General features: G+C 73.2%; 16 protein-coding genes. 11 read left to right on the forward strand and 5 right to left on the reverse strand.

The window, feature by feature from the left end; translation table 11 throughout:
* The first annotated feature begins 7 nt into the window (after window positions 1-7).
* On the forward strand, window positions 8-1,438 hold the full coding sequence (locus MTR79_RS08050) for a HAMP domain-containing sensor histidine kinase (RefSeq protein WP_244789622.1): 1,431 nt from the start codon (window positions 8-10) through the stop codon (window positions 1,436-1,438).
* Here the strand turns inward: MTR79_RS08050 and MTR79_RS08055 are convergent.
* The gene (locus tag MTR79_RS08055; protein ID WP_086704694.1) at window positions 1,417-2,412 is read right to left on the reverse strand and encodes a TAXI family TRAP transporter solute-binding subunit; all 996 of its coding nucleotides are present in this window, start codon (window positions 2,410-2,412) and stop codon (window positions 1,417-1,419) included. The genes MTR79_RS08050 and MTR79_RS08055 overlap by 22 nt on opposite strands.
* A 199-nt stretch (window positions 2,413-2,611) precedes the next feature.
* On the opposite strand from MTR79_RS08055, the gene MTR79_RS08060 reads away from it, so the two are divergent.
* The 3 genes from MTR79_RS08060 to MTR79_RS08070 all read left to right on the forward strand — a co-directional run bounded on the left by MTR79_RS08060 (window position 2,612) and on the right by MTR79_RS08070 (window position 5,579).
* Window positions 2,612-3,205: a hypothetical protein gene (locus tag MTR79_RS08060; RefSeq protein WP_244789623.1), complete on the forward strand. Its 594-nt coding sequence runs from the start codon at window positions 2,612-2,614 to the stop codon at window positions 3,203-3,205.
* 72 nt (window positions 3,206-3,277) lie between these two features.
* The gene (gene miaB / locus MTR79_RS08065; protein WP_244789624.1) at window positions 3,278-4,804 is read left to right on the forward strand and encodes a tRNA (N6-isopentenyl adenosine(37)-C2)-methylthiotransferase MiaB; all 1,527 of its coding nucleotides are present in this window, start codon (window positions 3,278-3,280) and stop codon (window positions 4,802-4,804) included.
* Window positions 4,805-4,865: 61 nt separating this feature from the next.
* Window positions 4,866-5,579 carry a class III extradiol dioxygenase subunit B-like domain-containing protein gene (locus MTR79_RS08070; protein WP_086704699.1) on the forward strand — a complete coding sequence of 238 codons (714 nt, stop codon included), beginning with the start codon at window positions 4,866-4,868 and terminating at the stop codon, window positions 5,577-5,579.
* Between the two features lie 68 nt (window positions 5,580-5,647).
* Here the strand turns inward: MTR79_RS08070 and MTR79_RS08075 are convergent, their stop codons facing one another.
* Window positions 5,648-5,917: an antitoxin gene (locus MTR79_RS08075; RefSeq protein WP_244789625.1), complete on the reverse strand. Its 270-nt coding sequence runs from the start codon at window positions 5,915-5,917 to the stop codon at window positions 5,648-5,650.
* A 23-nt stretch (window positions 5,918-5,940) separates the two neighbouring features.
* Complete coding sequence (locus MTR79_RS08080) at window positions 5,941-6,213, reverse strand: hypothetical protein (protein WP_244789626.1); 273 nt, start codon at window positions 6,211-6,213, stop codon at window positions 5,941-5,943.
* A gap of 181 nt (window positions 6,214-6,394) precedes the next feature.
* Between MTR79_RS08080 and miaA the strand changes: the two genes are divergently transcribed.
* The 6 genes from miaA (at window position 6,395) to hflX (ending at window position 15,225) form a co-directional block, all read left to right on the forward strand.
* Complete coding sequence (miaA, locus tag MTR79_RS08085; protein WP_086704703.1) at window positions 6,395-7,333, forward strand: tRNA (adenosine(37)-N6)-dimethylallyltransferase MiaA; 939 nt, start codon at window positions 6,395-6,397, stop codon at window positions 7,331-7,333.
* Window positions 7,334-7,441: 108 nt separating this feature from the next.
* Complete coding sequence (locus tag MTR79_RS08090; RefSeq protein WP_048456257.1) at window positions 7,442-7,945, forward strand: hypothetical protein; 504 nt, start codon at window positions 7,442-7,444, stop codon at window positions 7,943-7,945.
* Window positions 7,946-8,515: 570 nt separating this feature from the next.
* On the forward strand, window positions 8,516-9,385 hold the full coding sequence (gene dapF, locus MTR79_RS08095; RefSeq protein ID WP_048456256.1) for a diaminopimelate epimerase: 870 nt from the start codon (window positions 8,516-8,518) through the stop codon (window positions 9,383-9,385).
* 296 nt (window positions 9,386-9,681) lie between these two features.
* Entirely contained in the window at window positions 9,682-11,856 is a 2,175-nt protein-coding gene (locus MTR79_RS08100) for an HD domain-containing protein (RefSeq protein ID WP_244789627.1), read from the forward strand.
* 130 nt (window positions 11,857-11,986) lie between these two features.
* Window positions 11,987-13,573: a M1 family metallopeptidase gene (locus MTR79_RS08105; RefSeq protein ID WP_244789628.1), complete on the forward strand. Its 1,587-nt coding sequence runs from the start codon at window positions 11,987-11,989 to the stop codon at window positions 13,571-13,573.
* Window positions 13,574-13,731: 158 nt separating this feature from the next.
* Window positions 13,732-15,225, forward strand: a complete 1,494-nt coding sequence (hflX, locus tag MTR79_RS08110; protein WP_244789629.1) for a GTPase HflX — start codon at window positions 13,732-13,734, stop codon at window positions 15,223-15,225.
* 70 nt (window positions 15,226-15,295) lie between these two features.
* Here hflX and MTR79_RS08115 read toward each other — a convergent pair whose 3' ends face one another.
* Both MTR79_RS08115 and MTR79_RS08120 read right to left on the reverse strand, forming a co-directional pair.
* A complete protein-coding gene (locus tag MTR79_RS08115) occupies window positions 15,296-16,504 on the reverse strand; it encodes a hypothetical protein (protein WP_086699463.1) in 1,209 nt (402 codons plus the stop codon).
* 101 nt (window positions 16,505-16,605) lie between these two features.
* The gene (locus tag MTR79_RS08120) at window positions 16,606-17,829 is read right to left on the reverse strand and encodes a hypothetical protein (protein WP_244789630.1); all 1,224 of its coding nucleotides are present in this window, start codon (window positions 17,827-17,829) and stop codon (window positions 16,606-16,608) included.
* A 354-nt stretch (window positions 17,830-18,183) separates the two neighbouring features.
* On the opposite strand from MTR79_RS08120, the gene MTR79_RS08125 reads away from it, so the two are divergent.
* Window positions 18,184-20,178, forward strand: a complete 1,995-nt coding sequence (locus MTR79_RS08125) for an ATP-dependent DNA helicase (protein WP_122212534.1) — start codon at window positions 18,184-18,186, stop codon at window positions 20,176-20,178.
* Window positions 20,179-20,545: the final 367 nt, after the last annotated feature.

Raw genomic sequence — 20,545 nt, forward strand, 5'->3', positions numbered from 1 at the left:
GGGCCGGGTGCACACACGTCTGCTGCCGCTGCTCATCGTCCTGATGGCGGCCGTCCTGCTCGCCCTCGGCGTGCCCCTCGCGGTCAGCCTCGCCGGCGCCCAGCAGCAGGAGGTCGTCGTCGACCGGATCGACGACACCGCCCGTTTCGCGGCCCTCGCCCAGTTCGTCACCGAGCCGGCCGACACCTCCGGCAACGACGTCAACGAGCGCCGCGAGACCCTCAGCGCCGAGCTGCGCAGCTACTACGAGGTCTACGGCATCCGCGCCGGCGTCTTCTACCGCAACGACGCCCCCATGGCGCACGCCCCCGACTTCTTCCTGCCCCGCGCCGGCGAGGTGCGGGACGCCTTCGAGGAGGCGCTGCTCAGCCGCCGCAGCCACGACCCCGAGCAGGTGTGGCCCTGGCAGCGGAGCACCCTCGTGGTCGCCTCGCCGGTGATCCGGGACGGCGACGTCGTGGCGGTCGTGGTCACCGAGTCGCCCACCGGACAGATGCGGTCCCGCATCCTCCAGGGCTGGCTGGTCATCGCCGCGGGGGAGGCGGCCGCGATGCTGCTGGCCGTCGGCGCGGCGCTCCGGCTCACCGGCTGGGTGCTGCGCCCGGTGCGCGTCCTCGACGCCACCACCCACGACATCGCCACCGGCAGGCTGAAGTCCCGCGTCGCGGAGGCCGGCGGACCGCCCGAGCTGCGCCGCCTCGCCCGCTCCTTCAACGAGATGGCGGACAACGTCGAGAACGTGCTGGAGCAGCAGCGCGCCTTCGTCGCCGACGCCTCCCACCAGCTGCGCAACCCGCTGTCCGCGCTGCTGCTGCGCATCGAGCTGCTCGCCCTGGAGCTGCCCGAGGACAACGAGGAGATCGCCTCCGTGCGGGCCGAGGGCAAACGGCTGGCGCAGGTCCTCGACGACCTGCTCGACCTGGCCCTCGCCGAGCACAGCGCTCCCGACCTGCGGATCGTCGACATCGGCGCGGTGGCCGCCGAGCGGGTCGCCGCCTGGTCGCCGTCCGCCGACGCCAAGGACGTCACGCTGACCGGCGTCTGCCCCCCGACCACCGCCTGGGCGGACCCGGTGGCGCTGTCCAGCGCGCTGGACGCGGTCATCGACAACGCGGTGAAGTTCACGCCGTCCGGCGAGACGGTCGAGGTCACCGTCGCCTCCAACGGCGACACGGCGACCGTCGTCGTCACCGACAACGGCCCCGGACTGACCGACGAGGAGCTGACCCGCGTCGGCGACCGCTTCTGGCGCAGCGGACGGCACCAGAACATCAAGGGTTCGGGCCTCGGTCTGTCCATCTCCCGGGCGCTGCTCGTCGCGGGCGGCGGCTCCCTCTCCTACGAACGGCACGAGCCGCACGGGGTGAGGGTGACCGTGAGCGTGCCGCGCAACGCCCCCGCGGGTGAGGCGGACGGTCAGGGCTTGACGGAGCGGTAGTACCGGCGGGCGCCCTCGTGCAGCCGCAGCGGGTCGGTGTAGATGGCGGTGCGCACGTCGACGAGCTGCGCGGAGTGCACATGGGCGCCGATGCCGTCACGGCTCTTCAGCACGACCCGGGTCAGCCACTCGGTGAGCCGGGGGTCCGCGTCCGCGCGCGTGATCAGCACGTTGGACACCGCCATGGTCGGCACGGCCGAGCCGAGCTGACTGCCCGGATAGGCCGACTCCGGGATGCTGGTCGCGCGGTAGTGGCGGGTGGCCCCGCCCTGCTCGTGCACCTTCGCGACGAGGGAGGCGTCGATCGGCACGAACCGCAGCGCGGAGTCCTCCGTGTACTTCTTCAGTCCGTCCGTGGGCAGCCCGCCCGACCAGAAGAAGGCGTCCAGGCCGTGCCCCAGACGTCCGGGCCCGGTGTCGATGCCGTCCGCGGACGGGACGATGTCCCGCTCCGGGTCGATCCCGGCCGCCCGCAGCAGCCGGTTGGCGATGAGCCGCACCCCGGACTTCGGCGGCCCTATGGCGACCCGCTTGCCCCGCAGGTCGGCGACGGTGCGGATGCCCGAGCCGGGCGCGACGGCGAGCTGCACGTAGTCGTCGTACAGGCGCGCCACCCCGCGCAGCCCCTCGGCGCCGGTGCGGCCCTCCTGCCGGTACGTCTCCACGGCGTCGGCCGCCGCGAAGGCGAAGTCGGCCTGCCCGGTGGCGACCCGGCGGACGTTCTCCCAGGAGCCGTCGCTGGTCTCCAGCCGTACGTCCAGCTCGGGCATGTCCTTGCCGAGCGCGGTCCGCAGCAGCTCGCCGTACTTCTGGTAGACGCCGGCGCGGGTGCCGGTGCTCATCGTGATCGTCCCGCCGGGCGCTTCCTCGCGCCACGGCGCCGCCCACCACAGCAGCAGCCCGAGCACCACGAGACCGGCGGCAGCGCCCCGCAGGGCCCGCCGCCTGCCGATGCGGGACAGCACGTGGGACATGGCCGCGATCCTGCCAGCCCGGTGCCCCGCTGACCAGGGCGGAACTCACAGGGCAGGGTGGTGGACGGCGACCACGGCGCGGCGCCGGACGCGGGGGCGGTACCCGGCGGCACGGACGGGCGGGACGGCCGCAGGGCACGCGGACCGTGAAGTGGGTGAACCCCGCGCCGAGTTGACGTGATCGCTGTAGCCTCCACCGATGACGTCCTCCACCGAGTCCGCGCCGACGCCGTCCGCCTCCGACGCCGAGTGCCTCGCGCTCACCCGGCAGCTGCGGCGCCGGGGCACCGTCGTGCTGTCCGTGTTCGCGCTGGCCTGGGCCTTCGCGGGCGCCTCCGGCACCGGACCGGCGGCGGACGTGGTGCCGGTGGCCGTCGAGGCGGCGGCGCTCGTGATCACGGCGGTCGTGCTGTACCTCGGTCTCCGCAAGGACGCCCGGCCCTCGCCCCGGACGGTGGACCTGCCCCCGAACTGGGCCCGCGGGGTGGGCATGGTGAACGGCGTCGAGCTGCTGGCCGTCGTCGCCGTGATCGCCGCGGCCAACGCCTCCGGACGCCCTGCGTACATCCCGGTCGGCATCGCGCTCGTCGTGGGCCTGCACTTCTTCCCGCTCGCCCGGCTCTACGACCAGTGGCAGTACCGGTGGACCGGCGCCCTGATGACGGCGGTGGCGGTCGTCGGCGCCGTGCTGGCCCTGGCCGGTCCGTCCGCCGGGTCCGTACGGGCCGTGGTGGGTCTGGCCTGCGCGGCGGTCCTCTGGGGCTCCGCCTGCCACCTGGCCGTACGCGGCTGAGCCACCTGGCCGTACCGGGCGGAGGGGGAACACCGGGCGGAACCGCTCCGGGAAACGCCTACCCTTGTTGCCATGACCAGCAGCAGTGACCGGAGCCCCGCCGTGGACGTTCTCTCGACCAGGACCTACGAGATTCGCACCTACGGGTGTCAGATGAACGTCCACGACTCCGAGCGCCTCGCCGGGCTGCTGGAGGACGCCGGGTACGTCCGCGCCTCCGAGGACTCCGACGGCGAGGCCGACGTCGTCGTGTTCAACACCTGCGCCGTGCGCGAGAACGCCGACAACAAGCTGTACGGCAACCTGGGCCACCTCGCCCCGAAGAAGGCGAGCCGCCCGGGCATGCAGATCGCGGTCGGCGGCTGCCTCGCGCAGAAGGACCGCGACACCATCGTCAAGCGCGCCCCTTGGGTGGACGTCGTCTTCGGCACGCACAACATCGGCAAGCTGCCGGTGCTCCTGGAGCGCGCCCGCGTCCAGGAGGAGGCGCAGGTCGAGATCGCCGAGTCGCTGGAGGCGTTCCCCTCCACGCTGCCCACCCGCCGCGAGAGCGCCTACGCGGCCTGGGTGTCGATCTCCGTCGGCTGCAACAACACCTGCACCTTCTGCATCGTCCCCGCCCTGCGCGGCAAGGAGAAGGACCGCCGCCCCGGCGACATCCTCGCCGAGATCGAGGCGCTGGTCGCCGAGGGCGTCTCCGAGATCACCCTGCTCGGCCAGAACGTCAACGCCTACGGCTCCGACATCGGCGACCGCGAGGCGTTCAGCAAGCTGCTGCGCGCCTGCGGGACGATCGACGGCCTGGAGCGGGTCCGCTTCACTTCCCCGCACCCCCGTGACTTCACCGACGACGTCATCGCCGCCATGGCCGAGACGCCCAACGTGATGCCGCAGCTCCACATGCCGCTCCAGTCCGGATCCGACCCGGTCCTCAAGGCCATGCGCCGCTCCTACCGCCAGGAGCGCTTCCTCGGGATCATCGAGAAGGTCCGCGCCGCGATCCCGCACGCGGCGATCAGCACCGACATCATCGTGGGCTTCCCCGGCGAGACCGAGGAGGACTTCCAGCAGACGCTGCACGTCGTCCGCGAGGCCCGCTTCGCCCAGGCGTTCACCTTCCAGTACTCCAAGCGCCCCGGCACCCCGGCGGCCGACATGGACGGGCAGATCCCCAAGAAGGTCGTCCAGGAGCGGTACGAGCGTCTTGTCGCCCTCCAGGAGGAGATCTCCTGGGAGGAGAACAAGAAGCAGGTCGGCCACACCCTGGAGCTGATGGTCGCCGAGGGCGAGGGCCGCAAGGACGACACCACCCACCGCCTCTCCGGCCGCGCCCCCGACAGCCGCCTGGTGCACTTCACCAAGCCCGGCCAGGAGGTCCGCCCCGGTGACGTCGTCACCGTCGAGGTGACCTACGCGGCCCCGCACCACCTCCTCGCCGAGGGCCCCGTCCTCGACGTCCGCCGCACCCGCGCGGGCGACGCCTGGGAGAAGCGCACCGCGGAGAAGGCGGCCAAGCCCGCGGGCGTGCTGCTCGGCCTGCCCAAGGTGGGCGTGCCCGAGCCGCTCCCGGCGGTCACCGGCGGCTGCGCCGTCGACTGACCCCGCTGCCTGGGACCCGCCCCGACGGGCGGGTCCGTACGGCCGCAGTAGGCTGCTGATCATGCTTGTCGCCGCCGCAGCCTGCCCCTGCCCGCCGCTGCTCGTGCCCGAGGTGGCGGCCGGCGCCGCCTCGGAGCTGGACGCCGCTCGTGCCGCCTGCACGGACGCGCTCGGCGTGCTCGCCGCCGCCCGCCCCGACCTGCTGGTCGTCGTGGGCCCGGACGACGGCGCCGGGGCGCGCGAGTACCCCGCGGGGACCCCGGGCTCCTTCCACGGCTTCGGCGTCGACCTGGACGTACGGCTGGGGGAGGGCGACGGCGTGACCGGCGGGGAACTGCCGTACGGACTCGCCGTGGGCGCCTGGCTGCTGGGGCGGACCGGGTGGGCCGACGCCCCTGTCGAGGGGCGGGGCGTGGGGGAGTCCCTCGCACCGGACACGTGCCTCGCGGAGGGACGCCGGCTGGCGGGCCGGGCCGACCGCGTGGCGCTGCTGGTGATGGGCGACGCCAGTGCCTGCCGCACCCTGAAGGCACCCGGCTACCTCGACGAACGCGCGGCGCCCTATGACGCGCAGATCGCCCGCGCGCTCGGCTCGGCCGACATCACCGCGCTGCGCGCGCTGGACGCCGGGACCGCACGCGAGCTCAAGGTGTCAGGCCGTGCGCCCTGGCAGGTGCTCGCCGGAGCGGCCGAGGGCGGCGCCGACCTGTCCGGCGCGCTGCTCCACGAGGACGCCCCGTACGGCGTGGGGTACGTGGTCGCCACCTGGTCGTAGGCGGGCGGACGGCAACGAACGGCGGACGGCCGGGGCATCACGCCCCGGCCGTCCGCCGTTCGTGCCGCTCAGGAGGCGGGCGGAGGCCCGGCCGGCGGCGTGGTGCCGCCCGCGTCCGGACCGGGATCGTTCTTGTGGGTGAAGCGGTCCACGGCCTGCTTGGCCTTTCCCGTACCCGACTGGATCCTGTCGCTGTACTTGCCCTTGGTTCCCCGGTCGACGGTGTGCGCCGCCTTCTCCAGGCCGTGCTGGATCTTGTCCTCGTGCTGCTGCGCGAGGCCGGAGACCTTGTCCTTGGCAGGGCCGAGCTTGGCCTTCAGATTGTCCAGGAGACCCATGATGTACCTTTCCTCGCGGCACGCTACGTGCGGGCGCCCTCGCCGGCCTCGGTGTCGGCGGCCTTGCCGGACTGCTGCTTCGGGATGTCGACGCTCTCCGTGACGCCGGCCTCGTCGGACCCCTTCACCGGGGTCTCGGAGGCGGCCTCCGCTTCGTCGGCCGCGGCCTCGGCCCCAGGCGTCGCCGCCGTGTCGTCCGTACCGGTTCCGGTCTTCTCCCCGTCGGTCCGGGTCTCGGCCGCCGCTGTCTCTCCCGTGGTCTTCGACCTCCGAAAAAGTCGTGCAAAAACGCCCATATCCACTCCATACGTTACTCGTGCGGGCGAGATTCCGCGTAGCCCGGTGTGTCCATCCGTGTGAGCCGGGCGAGCGCCGCCGCGATCCGGCGGCAGGAACCTCGAACGGGCAACGACCCGGCGGACCCCACGTCACGTAACCCGATCGAGAGCGGTCCGTGAGGTTTGGGAGACTGGATCGGTGAGCAGCGCACCCCACGCCCCCCGCGTCATCGCCGTCGTCGGTCCCACCGCGGCCGGAAAATCCGATCTGGGCGTTTTCCTCGCCCAGCGGCTGGGGGGCGAGGTCGTCAACGCCGACTCCATGCAGCTCTACCGGGGGATGGACATCGGCACCGCCAAGCTGACGCCCGAGGAGCGCGGCGGCGTCCCGCACCACCTGCTCGACGTCTGGGACGTCACCGAGACCGCCTCCGTCGCCGAGTACCAGCGGATGGCCCGGGGGCGGATCGACGCGCTGCTCGCCGAAGGACGCTGGCCGATCCTGGTCGGCGGCTCCGGCCTGTACGTCCGTGGCGCGGTCGACAACCTGGAGTTCCCCGGCACCGATCCGGAGGTCCGGGCGCGTCTGGAGGATGAGCTGGTGCTGCGCGGCCCGGGCGCGCTGCACGCCCGGCTCGCCGCGGCCGACCCCGACGCGGCCCGCGCGATCCTGCCGAGCAACGGCCGCCGCATCGTCCGCGCGCTGGAGGTCATCGAGATCACCGGGCGGCCCTTCACCGCCAACCTCCCCGGCCACGACTCGGTCTACGACACGCTCCAGATCGGCGTCGACGTGGCACGCCCCGAACTGGACGAGCGGATCGCCCGCCGGGTCGACCGGATGTGGGAGACCGGGCTCGTCGAAGAAGTGCGCGCACTCGAGGCGCAGGGGTTGCGCGAGGGGCGTACGGCGTCGCGCGCCCTCGGCTACCAGCAGGTGCTCGCCGCACTCTCCGGCGAGTGCACCCTGGAGGAGGCACGGGCCGAGACCGTCCGTGCCACCAAGCGCTTCGCGCGCCGTCAGGATTCATGGTTCAGGCGCGATCCGCGGGTGCACTGGTTGAGTGGGGCCGCGGCGGACCTCGGGGAACTTCCGCAGCTCGCGATGGCGTTGGTCGAACGACCGGTTACAGCCTGATCACGTCCTGGCATCGGGACGCCCAGGCCGTCATCCGGGCCTGTGGCGCCGTGCCATCATCAAGCTTCGATCGACCAGTGGAGTCCTAAGTTGGGAGGGCGCGTGGCGATGGAGGCCGGCCCTCGCGACACCGCACACAGCACCGATCACCTCACCACCGAGCGGGATGCCCCGGACCCGGAGTCGGGGAGTCTCAGCCCCGACGGGCCCGAGGAGACGCAGGGCGGTGTGACCGACGACGGTCCCGAGCCGGAGGAGATGTTCACCGGCGGGGACGAGGTCGAGGTCGAGCTGCGCCCGCAGCGCCGGCTGCGTGTCTGGCAGCTCGCCCCTATCGTCGGCCTCGGCGCGCTCGGCTCCCTGATGTTCGCCTTCCCGCTCGCCTTCGACTTCGGCGACAGCGGCGCGGTGATCGCCATGCTGGGCCTGCTGATCTGCTCCTGCGCGGCCGGCTGGGGCATGATGGCCGCCCGCAGGGTCGGCTACACCTGGCCGGGCCTGACCGCACGCGGCTCGGACCGCAAGTCCGACTGGCGCGTGGTGGCCGCGTACGCGGTGATGGTCGCGGCGGTGGTGGCCCTCGCGGTCTGGCGAGTGGCCCGCCTGCGCTGAGCCCCCCCCCGCGACGTGGGGACTGGTTTCGTGCCCTGCACGATCCCGCGCCCCGGCTCGTGCGAACCCCCGCTCCTGCGGGCCGCCTGCGCCGAAGCCCGCGGTTGTCCGCGCAGATCTCCACACGCCCCGCCTTCGCCGCCGCCGCAACGCTTGATCCCCGACATCGTCCGCGCCGGCCCTGCGGCTCGGCGCCCGCGAAGCCGGGGCACCGGGCTCCGCGGGGCACCGGCTCCGTGGTTCTCGCGGCCGGGCGCATGCCGAACTGTGGCCTCCGGGCAGCTCGCGCCGACCTCGGCGAGGCCGCGGCCCGCCCACATCGGCGCCGCCCTTCGGCCTGCTCGCGTCGGCCCCTGCCATCCGGAAGCCGGAGCGCCCCCCGCGCGCCGGTCCTCGCGGATCCACGGCCCGCCAGGGCCACGTTCACCTTCTGGCCGCATCGGCTCCGGCCTCCGACGCCGGGGCCCGTTGGGGCTGCCCCCGGCGCCCCCGGTACCGCCCGAACCGCCCCGCGCCTCCGCCGTCCACAGCGCCCGACGCCACCCCGCCCCCACCCCGTAGGATCGAGGAATGAGCACGCGGATCGCCTTCCTCAAGGGGCACGGTACGGAGAACGACTTCGTGATCGTGCCGGACCCGGAGAACGCCCTCGAGCTGTCGGCGGCGGCCGTCGCCGCGTTGTGCGACCGGCGCGCGGGGATCGGGGGAGACGGGCTGCTGCACGTCGTGCGGTCCGCCGCGCACCCCGAGGCGCGGGCCATGGCGGACGAGGCCGAGTGGTTCATGGACTACCGCAACGGCGACGGATCCGTCGCCGAGATGTGCGGCAACGGCGTGCGCGTCTTCGCCCGCTACCTCCAGCACGCCGGGCACGTCGGCGAGGGCGACCTCGCGATCGCCACGCGCGGCGGCGTGAAGACCGTCCACATCGCCAAGGACGGCGACATCACCGTCGGCATGGGCCGCGCGGTCCTCCCCGAGGGCGACGTCACCGTGGCCGTCGGGGAGCGCGGCTGGCCCGCGCGCAACGTCAACATGGGCAACCCGCACGCCGTGGCCTTCGTCGCCGATCTGGCCGACGCGGGCAGTCTGTTCGCCGCGCCCTCCTTCGCCCCGGAAGCCGCCTATCCGGACGGCGTGAACGTGGAGTTCGTCGTCGACCGGGGCCCTCGGCACGTCGCGATGCGCGTGCACGAGCGCGGGGTCGGCGAGACCCGCTCCTGCGGCACCGGGGCGTGCGCCGTCGCCGTGGCCGCCGCCCGCCGCGACGGCGTCGACCCGCGCGACACCGGCCTGCCGGTGACGTACACCGTGGACCTCCCCGGCGGCACTCTCGTGATCACCGAACAGCCGGACGGCCGGATCGAGATGACCGGTCCCGCGGTCATCGTCGCCGAGGGCGCGATCGAGGCCGAGTGGCTGGAGAACGCCCTCGGCTGAACGATGCGCTGCACGATCTTCCGCCCTCCGCCCCGCCCCGCCGTCGATCCGCAGGCCGGAGCGGGTGTGAGGCTACGAGATCATGGCGCACCGCCCACCCGATGGCGTGAAAACGACCATGAACGCCCCGTCGCTCTTTGGAGTGATCCGTTTCACGGTCGGCCGGAGGCGGCCGGTCCGCCCCCTTGCGGCTGGATAGCATCAGGCACCGGCCCGGACGGGGGACCAACGCCGTCTCCCAGGCCCGAGTCCGCCCTGGGGCGCCGTCCGCCGGACCCACGCAGCCGGAGGTGCACATGAACGCGGAGGCCGCGAAACCTGCGACCCCGGGCCCGCTCGCACCGGGTCACGTCACACCGGCCGGGGCGCGCCGCAAGTCCCGCCCCCGGCTCGACCTGCGCCGGCTGGGCCGCGCCGCCCTGCTGGGGACGTCCTCCGCCCGTGACCGGCTGCCCGACGCCATCGGCCACGTCGTCGAGGCCCATCGCGCCCACCATCCCGACGCCGACCTCGAACCGCTGCGCCGCGCCTACCTCCTCGCGGAGTCCTCGCACCGGGGCCAGATGCGCAAGAGCGGCGAGCCGTACATCACCCACCCGCTCGCCGTCACCCTCATCCTGGCCGAACTCGGCGCCGAGACCACGACGTTGACCGCCTCGCTGCTGCACGACACCGTCGAGGACACCGACGTCACCCTCGACCAGGTGGGCGAGGAGTTCGGCGAGGAGGTGCGCTATCTCGTCGACGGCGTCACCAAGCTGGAGAAGGTCGACTACGGTGCCGCCGCCGAGCCCGAGACCTTCCGCAAGATGCTCGTCGCCACCGGCAACGACGTCCGCGTGATGTCGATCAAACTCGCCGACCGGCTGCACAACATGCGCACCCTCGGCGTGATGCGCCCCGCCAAGCAGGAACGCATCGCCAAGGTGACACGTGACGTGCTCATCCCGCTCGCCGAACGCCTTGGCGTCCAGGCGCTCAAGACGGAGCTGGAGGACCTGGTCTTCGCGATCCTCCACCCCGAGGAGTACGAGAAGACGCGCGAGTTGATCCTCCGCAACGCCGCCCGCGAGGACGACCCGCTCGCCGACGTCGCCGACGACGTCCGAAAGGTGCTCCGTGAGGCCGACATCCCGGCAGAAGTCCTCATCCGGCCGCGGCACTTCGTCTCCGTGCACCGCGTCTCCCGCAAGCGCGGACCACTGCGCGGCGCCGATTTCGGCCGGCTGCTGGTGCTGGTGAACGAGGACGCCGACTGCTACGCCGTGCTGGGCGAGCTGCACACCTGTATGACGCCGGTGGTCTCGGAGTTCAAGGACTTCATCGCCGTCCCCAAGTTCAACCTGTACCAGTCGCTGCACACCGCGGTGGCGGGCGACGACGGCCGGGTCGTCGAGGTCCTCATCCGCACCCACCAGATGCACAAGGTCGCCGAGGCGGGCGTCGTCGCCCTCGGCAACCCCTACGCCGTCCCGCCGGAGGAGCAGTCCGCGGGCGACGGCGAACGCGTCGACCCGACCCGCCCCGGCTGGCTGTCCCGGCTGCTCGACTGGCAGCAGGCCGCGCCCGACCCCGACACCTTCTGGTCCACGCTCCGCGAGGACCTCGCGCAGGACCGGGAGATCACCGTCTTCCGCCCCGACGGCGGCACCCTGGGCCTGCCCGAGGGGGCGACCTGCGTGGACGCCGCCTACGCGCAGTACGGCGAGGACGCGCACGCCTGCATCGGCGCGCGGGTCAACGGGCGGCTGGCCAGGCTCAGCACCGTGCTCAAGGACGGGGACACCGTCCAGCTGCTCATGGACCAGGACGCGGCCTCCGCGCCGTCCCGCGAGTGGCTGGACCACGCCACCACCCCGGCGGCCCGTATCGCCATCCAGCGGTGGCTCGCCGCCCACCCCACCGCGGAGGACGGCGACGCGCGCTCCCTGGCGGAGGACGTGGAGCCCCCCAGGCCGCCCGGGACGGAGGCCCCCCAGCCCTCCGGCGCCGACGACACGGACCCTGGGCGTCCCGCCGCCGCCCAGGTGCTGGTCGACCGGGACGGCGCGACCGTACGGCTGGCCGGCTGCTGCACACCCGTACCGCCCGACGAGGTCACCGGGTTCGCGGTGCGCGGGGGAGCGGTCACCGTGCACCGGACGGAGTGTCCGGCGGTGGAGCGGATGAGGAGCGACGGCCGCACCGAGGTCGGCGTGCGCTGGGGCGAGGGCGCCGAGTGCCGGGTCACGCTGACGGCGGAGTCGTTCGTCCGGCCGCACCTTCTCGCGGACCTGACCGAGGCGATGGCCACCGAGGGAGCGGAGATCGTCTCCGCGACCGTCGAACCGCCGGACCGGCAGCAGGTGCGCCACACCTACACCGTGCAGCTCCCGGACGCCGCCCAGCTTCCCGCCCTGATGCGCGCCATGCGCAACGTGGCAGGCGTGTACGACGTGAGCCGGGCGCAGCCGCAGACGCCGGACGCCTGAGAGCGGCTCCTGCCCTGACCACGCCCGGTGACGGCACCCGGCGCACAGACCCTGCGGTGTGATTACCCGATCGGGTGGGTCGGGAGCGCGCCGCCGCAGCGGCGCCCGCCCGCGCTGATAGCCGTGAGGCATGCCGCTCACCTCCCGCCACCCCGCCCAGCAGACCCCCCGACGCGCGGCGCCGCCCCGCGCCCGCCGTCGTACCGCCCAGGCCCTGCTCGCCTCCGCCGTCGGCGTCTGCTTGGTCGCCGCGAGAGCCCCCGCCGAGCCGCTCGGCATCGGCGACCCGCTCTTCCCGCACCTCGGCAACCCCGGCTACGACGTGCGGGCGTACGACCTGGACCTCACCTATTCCGGCAGCAACGACCGGCCGCTCGAGGCCGTCACCACCGTCGACGCCCGCATCACCGCCCAGCTGGACCGGATCAACCTGGACTTCGCCCACGGCACGGTCCGCTCCGTCGAGGTCGACGGCGAGCCGGCCGTCTTCACCGGCGTGGGCGAGGACCTGGTGATCACCCCCGACGACGGCCTCGACCCGGGCGACTCGGTGCGCATCACCGTCCGGCACACCAGCGATCCCCGGCCCGGCGACCGCGAGGGCGGCTGGGTGCGCACCGCCGACGGTCTCGCCCTCGCCAACCAGGCGGACGCAGCCCATCTGGTGTTCCCGTGCAACGACCACCCGTCCGACAAGGCGATGTTCACCTTCCGCATCACCGTCCCGGAGGGACACACCGCCGTCGCCAACGGCCTGCCCACCGCCGTCGACCGCGCCCCCGGCACCACCACCTGGAGCTACCGCACCCGCAACCCCATGGCCACCGAACTCGCCCAGGTGTCCATCGGCCGCTCTACCGTCCTGCACCGCACCGGACCCCACGACCTGCCCCTGCGCGACGTCGTCCCCACCGAGCACCGCACCGACCTCGAACCCTGGCTGGCGAAGACCCCGGCGCAGATCAGATGGATGGAGGACCGGGTCGGCCGCTACCCCTTCGCCACCTACGGCCTGCTGCTCGCCGAGGCCTCCACCGGCTTCGCCCTGGAGACCCAGACGCTCTCCCTCTTCGAACGCGACCTGTTCACCGACCCCGCCCTGCCCGCCTGGTACGTCGAGTCGATCATGGTGCACGAGCTGGCCCACCAGTGGTTCGGCGACAGCGTCAGCCCTCGCACCTGGGCCGACCTGTGGCTCAACGAGGGGCACGCCACCTGGTACGAGGCGCTGTACGCCGAGAAGCGCGGCGGCAGGACCCTGGAGGCCCGCATGCGGGCCGCGTACGAGTCCTCCGACGGCTGGCGCGCCGCGGGAGGACCACCCGCCGCGCCGAAGCCGCCCGAGCCGGGCCGCAAGATCGGCATCTTCCGCCCCGGCGTCTACGGCGGCGCCGCGCTGGTGCTCTACGCCCTGCGCCAGGAGATCGGGCAGGAGGCGTTCGACCGCCTGGAGCGCGCCTGGGTCGACCGGCACCGCGACGGCAACGCCTCCACCGCCGACTTCGTCCGGCTCGCCTCCGAGACCGCGGGACGCGACCTCACCGGCTTCCTGCACGCCTGGCTGTACGACGACACCACCCCGCCGATGCCCGGTCACCCCGACTGGCGCTCCTCCGGGCGTGCCGTGACGGCGGAGCCCGGCCCCCACACCCGCGAGCACCCGCACGGGCACCTGCCCGGCCCGCACGGGCATCGGCCGGACGCCGGCGGGGAATAACACGGTGACGAGACGAGCCGTACCGTGCGACCATCGTCAGGTCCGCGCGGCAGGGGAAACGGGAATCTCCCGGGGTACCCGGACGTTGTGGACAGTGACGGAAGGCCTCTCGGCCGTGTCCGTCGCCGCAGACGGCATCCCAACGACGTAAGGACCCAATGACCTCCTCTTCTTCCCCTTCCCAGGACACCAACCGCTTCGCGCACAGCCAGGCCGAGGGTCTTCGGGCCGATGCCCTGATGGAAGAGGACGTCGCCTGGAGCCTCGAGATCGACGGAGAGCGGGACGGCGACCAGTTCGACCGCTCCGAGCGCGCGGCACTGCGCCGCGTCGCCGGCCTCTCCACCGAGCTCGAGGACGTCACCGAGGTCGAGTACCGGCAGCTCCGCCTGGAGCGCGTCGTGCTCGTCGGGGTGTGGACCTCGGGCACCGCGCAGGACGCCGAGAACTCCCTCGCGGAGCTCGCAGCCCTTGCCAAGACGGCAGGCGCCCTCGTCCTCGACGGCGTGATCCAGCGCCGGGACAAGCCGGACGCGGCCACCTACATCGGCTCCGGCAAGGCCGTGGAACTGCGCGACATCGTGCTCGAGTCGGGCGCGGACACCGTCATCTGCGACGGTGAGCTCAGCCCGGGCCAGCTCATCCACCTCGAGGACGTCGTCAAGGTCAAGGTCATCGACCGTACGGCCCTGATCCTCGACATCTTCGCCCAGCACGCCAAGTCCCGAGAGGGCAAGGCGCAGGTCGCACTCGCGCAGATGCAGTACATGCTGCCGCGGCTGCGCGGCTGGGGTCAGTCGCTGTCCCGGCAGATGGGCGGCGGCAAGGGCGGCGGCCTCGCCACCCGTGGTCCCGGTGAGACCAAGATCGAGACGGACCGGCGCCGGATCCGCGAGAAGATGGCGAAGATGCGCCGCGAGATCGCGGAGATGAAGACCGGCCGCGAGATCAAGCGCCAGGAGCGCAAGCGCAACAAGGTGCCGTCCGTCGCCATCGCGGGCTACACCAACGCGGGCAAGTCCTCGCTGCTCAACCGCCTCACCGGCGCGGGCGTACTGGTGGAGAACGCCCTGTTCGCCACCCTCGACCCGACCGTGCGCCGGGCCGAGACCCCGAGCGGCCGGCTGTACACGCTGGCGGACACCGTCGGCTTCGTCCGGCACCTGCCGCACCACCTGGTCGAGGCGTTCCGCTCCACCATGGAGGAGGTCGGCGACTCCGACCTGATCCTCCACGTGGTGGACGGCTCGCACCCGGACCCGGAGGAGCAGCTCGCCGCCGTGCGCGAGGTGATCCGGGACGTCGGCGCCACCGACGTGCCCGAGATCGTCGTGATCAACAAGGCGGACGCGGCGGACCCGCTGACCCTGCAGCGGTTGCTGCGGGTGGAGCCCCGCTCCATCGCCGTCTCGGCCCGTACCGGCCGGGGTATCCAGGAGCTGCTCGCCCTGATCGACAGCGAGCTGCCCCGCCCGTCGGTGGAGATCGAGGCCCTCGTGCCGTACACCCACGGCAAGCTGGTCGCCCGTGCCCACGACGAGGGCGAGGTCCTCTCCGAGGAGCACACCCCGGAGGGCACCCTGCTCAAGGTGCGGGTGCACGAGGAGCTGGCGGCGGAGTTCGCGCCGTACGTTCCCACCCCGGCCGGCTGACCGGACCGCGGACATGCGAGAGGGCCCGCCTCCTGCCGAGCGCAGGGGGCGGGCCCTCGTCGCGTGCGGTTCAACGGCCGCCGTGGGTCCTGCTCATGTTCTGGTACAGCGCCTCGGCGTCAGGGCCGAGCCTCGGCCCCGCGAGCCAGGTGTGGTCCAGCGGGCCGATCGAGGTGTTCGACACCAGGACCGTCCCGCCGTTCGCCACGCGGAACCAGCCGCCGCCGGACGAGCCGCCGGTCATCGTGCAGCCGATGCGGTACATGTCCGGCAGGTTCGGGGCGAGCGAGAAGCGGCCCGGGGTGTCCAGGCACTTGAACATCCGCAGCCCGTTGTACGGAGGCGCCGCCGGGTAGCCCCAGGCGCCCATCGTGCCCGCCTCGGCGGCGGCCGGGCCGGAGAAGTCCACGTCCAGCGCGGCGCCGACGGTCTCCTCCAGGGACTTCGAGCCCTGCTCCGGCCGCACGTGCAGCACGGCGTAGTCGTACGCCGCCCCGTCGCCGCCGCTCTCCGAGCCGCCCTGGATCCAGCCGTTCGACGTCGACGCCCAGTCGGCCCACCAATTGCCGTACGGGGCGATCTCGGAGGCGCCCGCCCGGCTCAGCTCCGCCTCGGACCGGCCGTGGTCGTTGTAGGCCGGGACGAAGACGATGTTGCGGTACCAGCCGCCGTTCCCGCCTGCGTGCACACAGTGCCCGGCGGTCCACACGAGGTTGGACCTCCCCGGGTGGTTGACGTCCTTGACGACCGTGCCGGAGCAGACGGCCGGGCCCTCGGGGGAGTCGAAGAACACCTTCCCGACCGGGGCCGCGTTCTCGTGGTACGGCGTCCTCTCCGCCTGCGCCGTCACCGGCGCCGGCTCCGGGTCGCTCAGTCCCCGGGCTGCGGAGGCGTCCTTCGTGGTGACCGTCTTCTCGGCCTCCTCGGCGGACCGCATCCGCTCCGGCTTCCAGAGGCCCTCGATGACCGGATTGACGAAGTCCCGCGCGTCGCGCAGCCACTCGTCCTTGTCCCAGTCCTTCCAGCCGCCGTCCCGCCAGCGGTCCACGTCGATGCCGTGGTCCTTCAGACGGTCGGCGAGGTCGGCCGGGACGCGGACGCCGCCGCCCGCGTCGTCCCCGGCGCGGCTCGCCGCGGCGTCGGGCCGGTCGGCCGCCTTGTCCTCCGTGGACCCGCCGCAGGCGGTCGCGGTGAGCGCCACGGCGGCGAGCAGCGCGCTCGCGGCCAGTGCGGTCCGCCGTCCGCGCGGGCGCGGGACGGACGTGGAGAGTGAACGCATGCTGTGGTGACCCCCGTCACTGCTCGAAGTTCGTGTGCCGCCGCTGCGGTGCTGCGTCGTCCGCCCCGGGTGCGCGGCGCCACCCGGGGCGGACGGTCCGGTCACTGACCGGCGAACTTCTCACTCACCGCGTCGTAGACGCCCTCGGCCTCCTTGCCGAGCCGCGGCCCGGCCAGCCAGCCGGTCGTCACCGGGCCGATGGAGGTGTTGGAGACCAGCGTCGGCTTCCCGTCCTGCCCGGCCGCGATCCAGCCGCCGCCGGAGGAGCCGGCGGTCATGCTGCACCCGATGCGGTACATCGTCGGGTCGGACGCGCTCAGCGACAGCCGGCCCGGCTTGTCCGCGCAGGTGTACAAGGACTGCCCGTCGTACGGCGGCGCGGCCGGGTAGCCGACCGCCGTCATCTCCTCGATCTTCGGCACGGCGGGCGCGTTGAAGTCGACCGGCATGGCCGCACCGACCGTCTCCTCCAGCGACGTGCCGCCGCTGCCCTTCTCCGGCGTCACATGGATGACGGCGAAGTCGTACGAGGCGCCGTCACCGCCGGTCGCGCCGCCCTGCTCGATCCACTGGTCCGAGGTCTGCGCCCAGTCGCCCCACCAGACGCCGTACGGAGCGACCTCCTCCTTCGCGGCCCCGCCGATCTCCTGCGCCGACATGCCCGAGTCGTTGTAAGACGGCACGAAGGCGATGTTGCGGTACCAGCCGCCCTTCTTGCCCGCGTGCACGCAGTGCCCCGCCGTCCACACCATGTTGGACTTGCCGGGGTTGGCGGGGTCCTCGACCACCGTCGCGGAGCAGACCATCGTGCCCTCGGGGGAGTCGAAGAAGACCTTCCCCGCGGTGGGCGCGCTCTCGTGGTACGACGGCGGCACGGACTTCGCCTGCACCGGATCCGGCGTCGGGTCGGTGACGCCCTGGTCACCGGAGATGTCGTTCTCGTCGACCTCCGGCTGGTCCGGCTCGTCGGCGTCCCGCATGCGGTCCGGGTCCCACAGGTCCTCGATGACCGGGTTGACGAAGTCCTGGGCCTCATGCAGCCACTTGTCCTTGTCCCAGTTCTTCCAGGCGCCGTCCCGCCACTTGTCGAGGTCGATCCCGTGTTCCTTGAGCCGGTCCGCGAGGTCGTCCGGGATCTTGAACTTGCCGTCGTCGGCGGCGGCCGTCGCGGAGGCGTCCGCGCTCGCGTCGGTGTCGCCCGACTCGCACGCGGTGGTGGTCAGGGCGAGCGCGGAGACGAGGGCAACTGCCGCCAGCACGGGGGAGGTTCTGGGCGACCGCCTCACCTCGCGGCGTGCGGTGGACGACGGCCGTATGGATCGCATGATCTGAACTCCCCCTGGAATGCACGATGGTGGTACGACGCCCGTCTTCGCATCCGACTCGGACGAGTCGCTTGGCTGCTCCGACGGTTTGGGACAACGGCACCACACACTAGGCGTTCGCCGTGGGGGCCGTCCGACGGAACGGCAACGGTTCGGCTACAAGGCGTCTGACCTGGCCGGTCGCGTGCGGACCTCGTGGAGCGGGGGCGTGGGGGCGCGGGGCGTGGTGGCGGTGGCGGTCCTTCCGCGCGCCGCGCGCGGGGGCGGTGCTTCGGGCGCGGGGCGCCGGCCGCCTCGGCCGCCCTCCGTGTGCGCGCACGTTTGTCGGTGGGGGGCCGTAGGGTTGGTCGGGCTATGACTCAGCCCTCACTCCCCGAACTCCTGCATGCTGCCGTCACTGCCGTCGGCGGCACGGAGCGCCCCGGTCAGGTGGCCATGGCCGAAGCCGTCGCCGAGGCGATCGACGACGGCGCCCATCTGCTCGTCCAGGCCGGCACCGGCACCGGTAAGTCCCTGGGCTACCTGGTGCCCGCGCTCGCGCACGGAGAGCGGGTCGTCGTGGCGACGGCGACCCTGGCGCTCCAGCGGCAGCTGGTGGAGCGGGACCTGCCGCGCACGGTGGAGGCGCTGCATCCGATTCTGCGCCGCCGCCCGGAGTTCGCCATGCTCAAGGGCCGGTCGAACTACCTGTGCCTGCACCGGCTGCACGAGGGCGTCCCGCAGGACGAGGAGGAGGGCCTCTTCGACCAGTTCGAGGCGGCCGCGCCCACCAGCAAGCTGGGCCAGGACCTGCTCCGGCTGCGCGACTGGTCGGACGAGACGGAGACCGGCGACCGGGACGACCTCACGCCCGGCGTGTCCGACCGGGCCTGGTCCCAGGTGTCGGTGTCCTCGCGGGAGTGCCTGGGCGCCACGAAGTGCGCGTACGGCGCGGAGTGCTTCGCCGAGGCGGCCCGCGAGCGCGCCAAGCTGGCCGAGGTGATCGTCACCAACCACGCGCTGCTCGCCATCGACGCCATCGAGGGCGCGCCGGTGCTGCCGCAGCACGAGGTGCTGATCGTGGACGAGGCGCACGAGCTGGTCTCCCGGGTGACCGGGGTGGCCACCGGCGAGCTCACTCCCGGGCAGGTGAACCGCGCGGTGCGGCGTGCGGCGAAGCTGGTGAACGAGAAGGCGGCCGACCAGCTGCAGACGGCCGCCGAGGGCTTCGAGCGGCTGATGGAGCTGGCCCTGCCCGGCCGGCTGGAGGAGATCCCGGAGGATCTCGGCTACGCGCTGATGGCGCTGCGCGACGCGTGCCGCACGGTGATCTCCGCGATCGGCTCCACCCGCGACAAGTCGGTCCAGGACGAGGACGCGGTGCGCAAGCAGGCGCTGGCCTCGGTGGAAAGCGTCCATGACGTGGCGGAGCGGATCACCCACGGCTCCGAGTGGGACGTCGTCTGGTACGAGCGGCACGAGCCCCGCGGCGGAGCCGCATATCGGCACAGTGGGGCTTCGCTGCGGGTCGCGCCCATGTCCGTCTCGGGGCTGCTGCGCGAGAAGCTGTTCACCGACCGCTCGGTCGTGCTGACGTCCGCGACGCTGAAGCTGGGCGGCGACTTCAACGGCGTGGGGGCGTCACTGGGTCTCGGCCCCGAGGGCGCGGAGGGGGACGACCTCCCGCTGTGGAAGGGCGTGGACGTCGGCTCGCCGTTCGACTACCCCAGGCAGGGCATCCTGTACGTCGCCAAGCACCTGGCCCGTCCGGCCCGGGACGGGGACCGCAAGGACATGCTGGACGAGCTGACGGAGCTGATCCAGGCGGCCGGGGGCCGCACGCTGGGGCTGTTCTCGTCGATGCGGGCGGCCCAGCTCGCGGCGGAGGATCTGCGGTCGCGGATCCCGGAGTACCCGATCCTCCTCCAGGGCGAGGAGACGCTCGGTGAGCTGATCAAGAACTTCGCGGCGGATCCGCGGACGTGCCTCTTCGGCACGCTGTCGCTGTGGCAGGGCGTGGACGTCCCGGGGCCGAGTTGCCAGCTGGTGGTCATGGACAAGATCCCGTTCCCGCGTCCGGACGACCCGTTGATGAGCGCGCGGCAGAAGGCCGTGGAGGAGGCCGGTGGCAACGGCTTCATGGCGGTCGCGGCGACCCACGCAGCCCTGCTGATGGCCCAGGGGGCGGGTCGCCTGGTCCGCGCCTCGGGCGACCGCGGAGTGGTGGCGGTCCTGGACCCCCGCCTGGCGACGGCGCGCTACGGCAGCTATCTGAAGGCATCGATGCCGGACTTCTGGTACACGACGGACCGGAACCAGGTGCGGAAGTCCTTGGCGGCGATCGACGCGGCGGCGAAGCAGGCGGACTAGGACCGGGCCTGGGGCCCGGTGCCTTCTTGGGGCGGGGTGGGGGCTCGCGCTTGGGGCGGGGTGGGGGCTCGCGCCCTTTGGAAGGTCGGAGGCGGGGCCGTCCGAGGCTGCGGTGAGCCTGCTCGTACGCGGCGGAGCCCCCAGGCCGCCTGGCCCAGGCGTCCCGGCGGCTCCCCTCAGGGGACGGGTTCGCCACACGCCCGCGCAGTCCGCCAGGCCGCTTGGCGTGCCGAGCCCGAGTGGCCGGACGGCCCTGCCGTGGCCAAGCCGCGCGCGGGAGACCGGGTCCGGCCCGCGCGGAGCGGCGCCCCGGCGGCCCGTCGACGCCACTGCCGGCCCGCACGGGGCCACGGTGCCCACGTACGCC

It is taken from the genome of Streptomyces sp. BJ20 (assembly GCF_022869105.1).
Lineage (GTDB): Bacteria > Actinomycetota > Actinomycetes > Streptomycetales > Streptomycetaceae > Streptomyces > Streptomyces griseoincarnatus.